General features: G+C 71.0%; 11 protein-coding genes. 7 read left to right on the top strand and 4 right to left on the bottom strand.

Features of this window, described 5'->3' with window-relative positions; all coding sequences use genetic code 11:
- Positions 1-59: 59 nt before the first annotated feature.
- On the bottom strand, positions 60-575 hold the full coding sequence (locus D8896_RS09985) for a DUF7122 family protein (RefSeq protein ID WP_121821948.1): 516 nt from the start codon (positions 573-575) through the stop codon (positions 60-62).
- Positions 572-1,480 carry an RsmB/NOP family class I SAM-dependent RNA methyltransferase gene (locus D8896_RS09980; RefSeq protein WP_121821947.1) on the bottom strand — a complete coding sequence of 303 codons (909 nt, stop codon included), beginning with the start codon at positions 1,478-1,480 and terminating at the stop codon, positions 572-574. The genes D8896_RS09985 and D8896_RS09980 overlap by 4 nt, the downstream gene beginning before the upstream one ends.
- Before the next feature lie 132 nt (positions 1,481-1,612).
- Between D8896_RS09980 and D8896_RS09975 the strand changes: the two genes are divergently transcribed.
- From D8896_RS09975 to D8896_RS09965, 4 genes are all read left to right on the top strand, one after another.
- Entirely contained in the window at positions 1,613-2,353 is a 741-nt protein-coding gene (locus D8896_RS09975; protein ID WP_121821946.1) for a proteasome assembly chaperone family protein, read from the top strand.
- Between the two features lie 80 nt (positions 2,354-2,433).
- Positions 2,434-2,580, top strand: coding sequence for a hypothetical protein (locus D8896_RS19370; RefSeq protein WP_162991526.1), 147 nt, complete (start codon positions 2,434-2,436; stop codon positions 2,578-2,580).
- A gap of 101 nt (positions 2,581-2,681) precedes the next feature.
- Positions 2,682-3,803, top strand: coding sequence for a pyridoxal phosphate-dependent aminotransferase (locus D8896_RS09970; RefSeq protein WP_121821945.1), 1,122 nt, complete (start codon positions 2,682-2,684; stop codon positions 3,801-3,803).
- A 102-nt stretch (positions 3,804-3,905) separates the two neighbouring features.
- Positions 3,906-4,757 carry a UbiA family prenyltransferase gene (locus tag D8896_RS09965; RefSeq protein WP_121821944.1) on the top strand — a complete coding sequence of 284 codons (852 nt, stop codon included), beginning with the start codon at positions 3,906-3,908 and terminating at the stop codon, positions 4,755-4,757.
- On the opposite strand, the gene D8896_RS09960 is transcribed toward D8896_RS09965, so the two are convergent.
- Positions 4,754-5,551: an aldo/keto reductase gene (locus D8896_RS09960; RefSeq protein WP_121821943.1), complete on the bottom strand. Its 798-nt coding sequence runs from the start codon at positions 5,549-5,551 to the stop codon at positions 4,754-4,756. The genes D8896_RS09965 and D8896_RS09960 overlap by 4 nt on opposite strands.
- 148 nt (positions 5,552-5,699) lie before the next feature.
- Here D8896_RS09960 and D8896_RS09955 point away from each other — a divergent pair, with 148 nt between their 5' ends.
- Positions 5,700-6,299 (top strand): NADPH-dependent FMN reductase, encoded by a 600-nt coding sequence (locus tag D8896_RS09955; RefSeq protein ID WP_121821942.1) that lies wholly within the window; start codon positions 5,700-5,702, stop codon positions 6,297-6,299.
- Positions 6,300-6,301: 2 nt separating this feature from the next.
- Positions 6,302-7,093: an arylamine N-acetyltransferase family protein gene (locus D8896_RS09950; RefSeq protein ID WP_121821941.1), complete on the top strand. Its 792-nt coding sequence runs from the start codon at positions 6,302-6,304 to the stop codon at positions 7,091-7,093.
- Positions 7,094-7,124: 31 nt separating this feature from the next.
- On the opposite strand, the gene D8896_RS09945 is transcribed toward D8896_RS09950, so the two are convergent.
- Positions 7,125-8,306 (bottom strand): redox-regulated ATPase YchF, encoded by a 1,182-nt coding sequence (locus D8896_RS09945; protein WP_121821940.1) that lies wholly within the window; start codon positions 8,304-8,306, stop codon positions 7,125-7,127.
- A 318-nt stretch (positions 8,307-8,624) separates the two neighbouring features.
- Between D8896_RS09945 and D8896_RS09940 the strand changes: the two genes are divergently transcribed.
- Positions 8,625-9,611, top strand: coding sequence for a transcription initiation factor IIB (locus tag D8896_RS09940; RefSeq protein ID WP_121821939.1), 987 nt, complete (start codon positions 8,625-8,627; stop codon positions 9,609-9,611).
- Positions 9,612-9,721: the final 110 nt, after the last annotated feature.

The raw sequence follows: 9,721 nt of genomic DNA, 5'->3' as shown, positions 1-9,721 counted from the left end.
CCGTGCTCGCCCGGGGCGTGCATCCGGCCCCACGGCCGTCCGAACGCGACCGGTGGCGGTCAGAACTCCCGCCGCCGTCCCTTGGGCACGCGCGACCGGAGTTCGCCGTGGACGTACAGGCCGACGCCGAGCGGCGCGTCCGCGCCCGCGAGTTCGTGGGCCGCGATCAGGTAGCCCCAGTCGCCGTCCCAGTCGAGTGCCTGGTCCTCGCCGGCGACGAACCGCTCGGCCGCCTCGCGGGAGAGGCTGATCACGTTGCGCTCGGCGCGGTCGCCGAAGCGCTGGACGGCCTCGGTCGTGGGCTTCCAGTGCTCCTGCCGGGTGCGCATGAACGTCATGCCGAGGCCCTCGATTTCGACCGGCGAGGGGGTGTCGCCGGCGAATATCCAGATCTTCCCCGCGCCCTTCTCCCAGAGCGTGTGGTCGTCGAACGTCTCGGGCGGGACGCCGAAGCGCTCGTCCCACCAGTCGAGGATCTCGCGGCGCGAGGCGCGCCCCTCCACCTCGCGGTCGTCGGGGGTCGCCGAGAGGCGGTCGAACCGCTGGCCGACGTTGGTGGGGGCGTCGCCGCTCATGCGCCCACCTCCAGTTTCGCCACGAAGAAGCCGCCGGTGTCCTGAAAGTGCGGGTAGATCCGGGCGGCCTTGCGGACGCTCGGGTCGTACGACTCGCCCTCCCACTCCGTGACGCCGGGGGCGCAGTCGACCGGGAGACCGTGGTCGACGATCCGGCAGTCCGCCTCGCGGAGCACGTGGTCGAGGACCGCCTCGTTCTCCTCGGGGGCGAACGTGCAGGTGGAGTAGACGACGGTGCCGCCCTCGCGGGTCGCCTGCACGGCGCGGCGGAGGATCCCCTTCTGGACGCCGGCGACCCCGCGGACGTGGTCCAGCGACCAGCCGTCGAGGGCGTCGGGGTTCTTGCGGATCGTCCCCTCGCAGGAGCAGGGTGCGTCGACGAGCGCACGGTCGAACTCCTCGCCGCCGAACGGCTTCAGCGAGAAGTTGCGGGCGTCCTGGTTCGTCACGGCGACGTTCGTGACGCCGAGGCGCTCGGCGTTCGAGCGCAGCGCCGAGAGGCGGCCGAGGTTGCTGTCGTTGGCGACCAGCAGGCCGCGGTCGTCCATCAGCGCGGCGAGGTGGGTGGTCTTGCTCCCCGGCGCGGCGCAGGCGTCCCAGACGCGCTCGCCAGGGTCCGGGTCGAGCGCGCTCGCGGGCAGCGCCGACACTTCCTCCTGCCCGTGGAGCCAGCCGTGGTAGTACGGCCACGTGTTGCCCGGGCGGTCCGTGTCCACCGTCATGACGCGGTCGTTCCAGGCCGCCCGCTCCCAGCCGACGCCTTCGGCGTCGAGTGCGGCGGTCGCCCGCTCGACGGACGCCTTGATCGTGTTGACCCGGACGGCCGAGGGGAGCGGCCGCCGGCAGGCGTCGAGGAAGGCGTCGAAGTCGTCGACGAGGGGGCGGTACCGTTCCAGCGTGTCCATTACCCCGCCGTTCGCCCGGCGGTCGCTTGTGGGTTTCGGAGCGACGGCGGGTCGCCGATGGAGGGGGTGACGACCGTGCCAGCCAGTTCACTCACCCCCACGGTTAAGCCCTCGCCACGGGATTATCGGGACATGGCGCACGTGAAACTCCGCGGGGACGGCGTCGACCTGGACGAACCGTGGCTGGTCGAGGGGATGCCCGGCGTCGGGCTGGTGGGGAAGATAGCGACCGACCATCTGGTCGAGGCGTTCGACATGGAGTACTACGCGAGCGTCCACTGCGACGGGATCCCCCGGATCGCGGTGTACGGCGACGGCGACCGGTCGGTCCGCCCGCCGGTCCGCATCTACGCCGACGGGGAGCGCGACCTGCTCGCGCTCCAGAGCGACGTGCCGGTGTCGGCCGACGCCGCCCACGAGTTCGCGGCCTGTGTCACCTCGTGGATCGCCGACAACGGCGTCACGCCGCTGTACCTCAGCGGCCGCCCGGCGGAGAAGGACGGCGTCCCGTCGCTGTTCGGCGTCGGGACGGGCGACGGCGGCGCGCTGCTGGACGACGAGGGGATCGAGACCCCGCGGGAGAACGGCGCGGTCGCGGGCCCGACCGGAGCGCTGGTCGCGCAGGCGGCGGAGGTCGACCTCGACAGCGTCGCGCTGGTCGTCGAGAGCGACCCGCAGTTCCCCGACCCCGAGGCCGCCCGGGTGCTGATCGACCACGGTATCGGGCCGCTCGCCGGCGTCGACCCGTCGGTCGACGACCTGGTCGACCGCGCCGAGGAGATCCGACAGCAGAAGGAGGAACTCGCACGCCGGATGCAGGAGGCCGGCGAGGCCGAGAGCTCGCAGGCCCAGCCGCTCCGGATGTTCCAGTAGCGCCGGGTCGCCGCGGGACGGGCCGTTGCCGGTCGCCGTCGACCGACCCGCCTTTCACGCTGGCGGTCGGACGGGGAGCCATGAGCGAACTCGAAACCGCAGTCGAGGCGTTTCTCGACGAGGCCGACACGGTGTACGGCGAGTACGAACAGGGGTACATGGACGCCGACGCGGCGCTGTCGCGGCTGGAGACCCACGTCGAGGAGCTGCGCGAGGCCAGCGAGTAGCGAGGCCGATCGGGGAAATCGGTCGACGGCCCGACAGCCGCAGTGACACCGACGACCGCCGACCATCAAGAGTTAACACGGCGGCGGTGCCGGTAGTTCACATGACGGACTTTTCCCGGCGAGTGGAGCAGGTGTCGATCAGCGGCATCCGCGAGGTGTTCGAGGCGGCGGGCGAGGACGCGATCAACCTCGGCCTCGGCCAGCCGGACTTCCCGACGCCCGAACACGCCCGCGAGGCTGCGGTCGACGCGATAGAGCGGGGCGACGCGGACGCCTACACCTCGAACAAGGGGACCGAGTCGCTCCGCGAGGCGATCGCGGCGAAGTACGACCGGGACGGCACGTTTTCCGTCGACCCCGAGAACGTCATCGCCACCGCCGGCGGGAGCGAGGCGCTCCACCTCGCCATGGAGGCCCACGTCGACCCCAACGAGGAGGTGATCTTCCCCGACCCCGGCTTCGTCTCCTACGACGCGCTCACCCGCATCGCCGGCGGGACGCCGAAGCCGGTCGGCCTGCGCGACGACCTGACGATGGACCCCGCCGCGGTCGAGGACGCGATCACCGAGGACACCGCCGCGTTCGTCGTCAACAGCCCCGCGAACCCGACCGGGGCCGTCCAGAGCGAGGCCGACATGCGCGAGTTCGCCCGCATCGCCGACGAACACGACGTGCTCTGCATCTCCGACGAGGTGTACGAGTACATCGTGTTCGACGGCGAGCACCACTCGCCGATGACCTACGCCGAAACCGACAACGTGGTCGTCGTCGGCGCGTGCTCGAAGAGCTACTCGATGACCGGCTGGCGGCTGGGCTGGGTGACCGGCTCGCACCGCCGGACCGAGCGCATGCTCCGCGTCCACCAGTACGTCCAGGCCTGCGCCAGCGCACCGGCCCAGTACGCCGCGGAGGCCGCACTCAACGGGCCGCAGGACCCCGTCGACGAGATGGTCGCCGCCTTCGAGGAGCGCCGCGACGTGTTGCTCGACGGCCTCGCCGAGGTCGGCCTGGAGACGCCGACGCCGGAGGGCGCGTTCTACGCCATGCCGAAGGTGCCCGAGGGGTTCGTCGACGAGTGCATCGACCGCGGCGTCGTCCTCGTCCCCGGCGGCGCGTTCGGCGACGGCGGCGAGGGGTACGCCCGCATCTCCTACGCGACGGACATGGAGACGCTGAAGGAAGCGCTCGAAATCATGGGCGAGGCGGCCGCGGCGGTGCGGTAGGCACGAAGCGACACACCGGAGCGACGCAGGCGAAGCTGAGCGACGAGAGTCCCGTCGCTCCCGCCCCGAACGTTATACTCGTGCCGTCCGTTACGTGATTCCATGCCACTCTCGCGCCGCGGACGCGGACCGGAACCGGCGCTCCGTGCCCTCCTGTCGCAGGTGCATCCCGTCTTCATGCTCCCGCCGATCGCCGCGTCGCTGTTCGGCGGCGTGTTGGCGGGCGCGTTCGACCCCACGACCGCCACCATCCACGCGACGGCCATCTTCGCGGCGGTGTACACGGCCCACGTGAAGGACGGCTACGTCGACTTCCACGTCCGCGGCGAGGACGACGACCACCCGCTCACCGAGCGAGGTTGTCGGCTCGCGCTGGCCGGGTCGACGGCGCTGTTCGCCGCCTGCCTCGCCGCGCTGTGGTCCCTCGCCGGCGTCGGCGCGGCGCTGATCACGCTCCCGACGTGGCTCATCGGCTACGGCCACGCGCCGCAACTGGACACGAACCCCGTGACGGCGACGACGGGCTACCCGCTCGGCATCGCGCTGAGCGTCGCCGGCGGTCACTACGTCCAGGCCGGGGCGGTCGGCGCGACGGCGCTCGCCTTCGCGGCCGTGTTCCTCGTCCTGCTGTCGGGTGTGAAGGTGATCGACGACGCGCAGGACTACGCGTACGACCGCTCTATCAGCAAGCGCACCGTCGCAGTCGTACTCGGCCGGCGGCGTGCGCGGACGCTGGCGTACCTGCTCATGACCGCCGCGCTCGTCGCCGTCGTCGCGTTCGCGGCGGTGCAGCTCTTCCCGCCGTCGAGCGCGCTGTCGGTCGTCGCGTTCGGCGCGGTGGCGCTGGTCGCCCGCCGTGCCGACCCCGAACTGGCGACGATGCTGCTGGTCCGGGGGTCGTACGTGTTCCTCGCGGTCCTCGTCGCGGCGGTGTGGTTCGAGCCGCTGGCCTAGTTCCACGGCGCGGCGTCGAAGTCGACCTGCCGTTCCCGCCGGTCGATGGCGTCGATCCGGGCCAGTTCGTCGTCGCCGAGCGTCAGGTTCCGCGCCGCGAGGTTCTCCCGGATGCGCTCGGGCGACGACGACTTCGGGATGACCGCGACGTCGCGGGCCAGCAGCCACGCGAGGCTCACCTGCGCGGCCGTCGCGTCGTGTTCCTCGGCTATCTCGACCAGTTCCGGCACCTCGGTGACCCGCCCCTTCGCCAGCGGCGAGTACGCGACGAGGCGGTAGCCGTGTTCGTCGGCGTGCGCCCGCAGGTAGTCCTGCGGGAGCAAGGGGTGGCACTCGACCTGGTGGGCGAAAAGCGGCGCGTCGAGGCGGTCGAGCGCCTCGTCCAGCTGGTCCGGCCTGAAGTTCGACAGGCCGACGTGCCGAACCACGCCGCGGTCGTACAGTTCGTCGAACGCCGCGAGCGTGTCGTCGGGGTCGTACGTCCGGATCGGCCAGTGGACGTACAGCAGGTCGACGGCGTCGAGGCCGAGGCGGTCGAGACAGCCCTCGGCACTCGCCAGGGCGTCGTCGTACGCGAGGTTCTCGGTGTCGATCTTCGTCGCCACGAAGACGTCCTCGCGGTCTACGTCGGCGCGGGCGATCCCCTCCCCGACGGCCGCCTCGTTGCCGTACATCTCGGCCGTGTCGACGTGGCGGTAGCCCGCGTCGAGCGCGGTCGCGACGCTCTCCGCGCAGACCTCGGGGTCCGTGTTCTCGTAGGTGCCGATGCCGACGGCCGGGATCCGGTCGCTCATGCCCTCCCGTTCCCCCGCGGGGACCAAGACGGTTTCCGGGAGCGCGCTTCCGTAACCGGACCGACAGGTGTGGCGGACGTGTAAGAAACGCTACGAAAATCGCGTTCAGCGTGTGCTTTAGTGGGTGTACCCGTAAGTGAGGGACACGATGGAACGCGACACCCACGTCGTGGCGGTCTGCGGCAGCCGCCGCGACGCGAGCCGGACGCGAGTCGCCCTCCGCGCGGCGCTCAACGTCGCCGACGCGGCCGGCGCGACGACGGAACTGGTCGACCTCCGGGAGTACGACCTGCCGCCGCTGGACCCCGACGCCCCGACCCCCGCCGACGTCGAATCCCTCTCGGACACCGTGGCGGCAGCCGATGCCGTCGTCCTCGGCACGCCGAACTACCACGGCTCGTACGCCGGCCACCTGAAGAACGCGCTCGACCACCTCGGCCGCGACGAGTTCGGCGGCAAACTCGTCGGCCTGCTGGAGGTCGCCGGCGGCAGCTACCCCAAGCCCGCACTGGCGCATCTCCGGGCCGTCTGCCGGACGCTGAACGCGTGGACACACCCCCTCGAAGTCGGCATCCCGAACGCCTCCTCGACGGTCGGCACGGACGGCATCCGCGACGACGCGGTCCGCGACCGCGTCCGGGAACTGGGCCGGGAGATGGCCGAGTACGCCGGCGTCGAGGAGTACCCGGAGCTGGCCGCCCGGCGATCGGACCGGCCCGGCCCCGTCGCGGGCGCGCCCGGCGAGTAGCCATGGACCGCGACCGCTACCTCGAACGGATCGGTCGCGACCCGGCCGCCGACCGTCCTCCCACCCGTGAAACGCTCGCGGCCCTCCAGTCCGCCCACGTCCGCTCCGTGCCGTTCGAGACGCTCGCCGTCGCCGGCCACCCCCACGCCGACTGCGGCGGCGCGGGCGTCACGGTCGACCCCGCGACCTGCTACCGAAAGGTCGTCGAGCGCGAACGCGGCGGCTTCTGCTACGAACTCAACGGCGCGTTCGGCCGCCTGCTCGACGCGCTCGGGTTCGACGCCGCCCGCGTCCCCGCGATGGTCGTCGGGAGCGACGGCGACGCCGGCCCGCCCGCGAACCATCTCACGCACGTCGTCTCGCTCGACCGCCGCTACGTCGTCGACGTGGGGCTCGGCACGCCGCCGATGCGCCGCCCGCTCCCCCTCGACGGCACGGTCGTGGACGACGCCGCCGGCGTCGCGTGGCGCGTCCGGGAGAGCGACCGGCCCGACTCCGACTTCGCGGTCCAGCAGCGCCCGCCCGGGGCCGACGACTGGCGCGTCCGCTACGTGTTCGACGACCGCCACCGCGCGACGGCGTACTTCGAGGCCAGTTGCGACTACCTCGCGACCGCGCCGGAGTCGCCGTTCACCGGGGATCCGGTCGTCTCGCTGGCGACCGAGCGCGGGTACAAGAAGCTGCAGCCGGAGGCGCTGACTCGCGTCGAGCGCGGCGACGAGCGGACGCACGACGTTGATTCGGCGGCGTGGGACGACGTGCTGGAAACGGAGTTCGGGATCCGTCTCGGATAGCCGTCGGCCCACCGGCGTCGGTCGGCCGGCTCTACGTCGCCGTGCTGACGATCTTGATCACGTCGCCCTCCTCCAGTTCGTACCCCTCGCCGACCTCGCGGTCCGTCCGGCCGTTGACCGCGTGGAGGTAGCCGTCGCCGATGTCGCTGTGGACGGCGTAGGCGAGATCGACCGGCGTCGACCCGCGGGGGAGCAGGAAGGCGTCGGGGAGCACGTCGCCCGAGGCGTCGGTCCACTTGCCCGCGTCCTGTACGGGGTAGGCGGTGACGCGGTCGAGCAGGCCGTAGACGGCCTCGTTGAGTGCGGCCTGAACGCCGGTGCCGCCGTACTCGGTCATGGTCTCGCGGAGGCCCTCCAGCGCGTCGCGCTGCTGGTCGCTCACGTCGCCGACGATGTCGAAGTCCGCGTCGCCGGGGTCGTAGTCGACCGCGCCCGCGTCGGCCGCGTTGCGGAGCGCGAGTTCGCCCTCGGCGGTCGTCGGGACGACGGGCTTGTCCAGGTCGAGCAGGCGCTCGACGTTCTCTTCGGGGGCCACGTCGATCTTGTTCGCGGCGACCACGATCGGCTTGGTGCGGCGGCGCACGTCGCGGGCGAGTTCCTCGCGATGCTCGTCGGTCCACTGCTGGGGGTCGTCGGGGTATTCGAGCGACCGGAGGCTGGCGGCCACGTCGGCCTCCGTCGCGCCGAAGCCGGTGAGCATCTCCGCGAGCGCCTCGTCGATGTCGAAATCGGGCGAGCGGGACTTGCGCGTCACCGACTCCCAGTTGCGGTCGACGATGCCCGCGAGCCAGAGGTCCATCTCCTCCTCGACGAAGTCGATGTCGTCCATCGGGTCGTGCTCGCCGACCTCGACGGGTTCGCCCTCCGCGTTCGTCGCGCCGCTGGCGTCGACGACGTTGATGATCGCGTCGGCGTTGGTCAGTTCGTCGAGGAACTGGTTGCCCAGCCCCTTCCCTTCGTGTGCGCCGGGGACGAGGCCGGCGACGTCGAGCAGTTCGATCGGGACGTAGCGCGTGCCGTCGCGACAGCGGTCGCCGCCACAGCGTTCCTCGCGAGTGAGGCAAGGGCAGTCCGTCCGGGCGTGGCTGACCCCGCGGTTCGCGTCGATGGTGGTGAAGGGGTAGTTCGCCATGTCGACGTCGGCCCGGGTCGCGGCGGTGTAGAACGTGGACTTGCCGGCGTTTGGCTTCCCGGCAAGCGCGAGGGAGAGCATAGGGGGTGTACCGCCGACGGCGAAAACTGCCTTTCGGTCCGCCGTCGGGTGTGAACGGTTGTCAATCACTAATGTACATGGAGAGCAATACCGCGTCGCCTCACACCGGCCGAATGACGGCCGATTTTGGGGGATCGGTACCCCGAAATCCGGAGGTTTTCGCGGGGACGACAGGAACTGATAATTGCACTACCAGCGCAATACCGGCGAAAGGTTTAAGTAGCTGTCGGTCGTGTGTACAGACACAGGAAGACGTGGCTTCCGGGCTTCTTCGGGTTTTTCCCCACCGGTAGTCCTCGCCCTCTCACGGTGATACCAATGACTGATACGAGCATCCGAACGACCGAGCAGGGGAGCGTAACGGCCCCCGAACGAACAGAGGAGAAAACGGACGAGCGAGAGCAGGAGCAGGAGCGCGTCTGCCCCGAATGTGGCGGCGACCTCGTCGCCGAGGGCGGCGAGACCATCTGTACCGAGTGTGGCCTCGTCGTCGAGGAGGACGAGATAGACCGCGGGCCCGAGTGGCGCGCGTTCGACGCCAAGGAGAAAGACGAGAAGTCCCGCGTCGGCGCGCCGACGACGAAGATGATGCACGACGAGGGCCTCTCGACCAACATCGGCTGGCAGGACAAGGACGCCTACGGCAACTCCCTGTCCTCGCGCCAGCGCCAGAAGATGCAGCGCCTGCGCACCTGGAACGAGCGGTTCCGCACCCGCGACTCCCAGGAGCGAAACCTGAAGCAGGCGCTCGGCGAGATCGACCGCATGGCCTCCGCGCTCGGGCTCCCCGAGAACGTCCGCGAGACGGCAAGCGTCATCTACCGCCGCGCGCTCGAGGAGGACCTCCTGCCCGGTCGCTCCATCGAGGGCGTCGCAACGTCCTCGCTGTACGCCGCCGCCCGGCAGGCCGGCACGCCGCGCAGCATCGACGAGGTGGCCAACGTCAGCCGGATCGACGACCAGGAGTTCAAGCGGACGTACCGCTACATCGTCCGCGAGCTGGGGCTGGAGGTCCAGCCGGCCGACCCCGAGAGCTACGTCGGCCGTTTCGCCAGCGACCTCGACATCTCGGACGAGGCCGAGCGTCGCGCCCGCGAGCTGCTGAAGAACGCGAAGGAGGAGGGCGTCCACAGCGGCAAGTCGCCGGTCGGCCTCGCGGCCGCCGCCGTCTACGCCGCGCCGCTGCTCACCAACGAGCAGATCACCCAGCGCGAGGTCAGCGACGTGGCCGATATCAGCGAAGTTACCATCCGCAACCGCTACAAGGAGCTGCTGGAGGCCGAGGGCGCTATCGCCCCGGCCTGATACCCGCCGCGTCGGCAGCGTCACACTTTCTCTGAAGTCGTCCGTACCCGACCGCCGGCAGCGCCGCGACCGGCGATCGAAGGTCGCATCGGTCCGTCGCTGACGTCGGC

Source organism: Halostella salina, from assembly GCF_003675855.1.
Lineage (GTDB): Archaea > Halobacteriota > Halobacteria > Halobacteriales > Natronoarchaeaceae > Halostella > Halostella salina.
The sequence above is the reverse complement of the archived record's forward strand: the minus strand, read 5'-3'. Positions and strand labels throughout refer to the sequence as shown.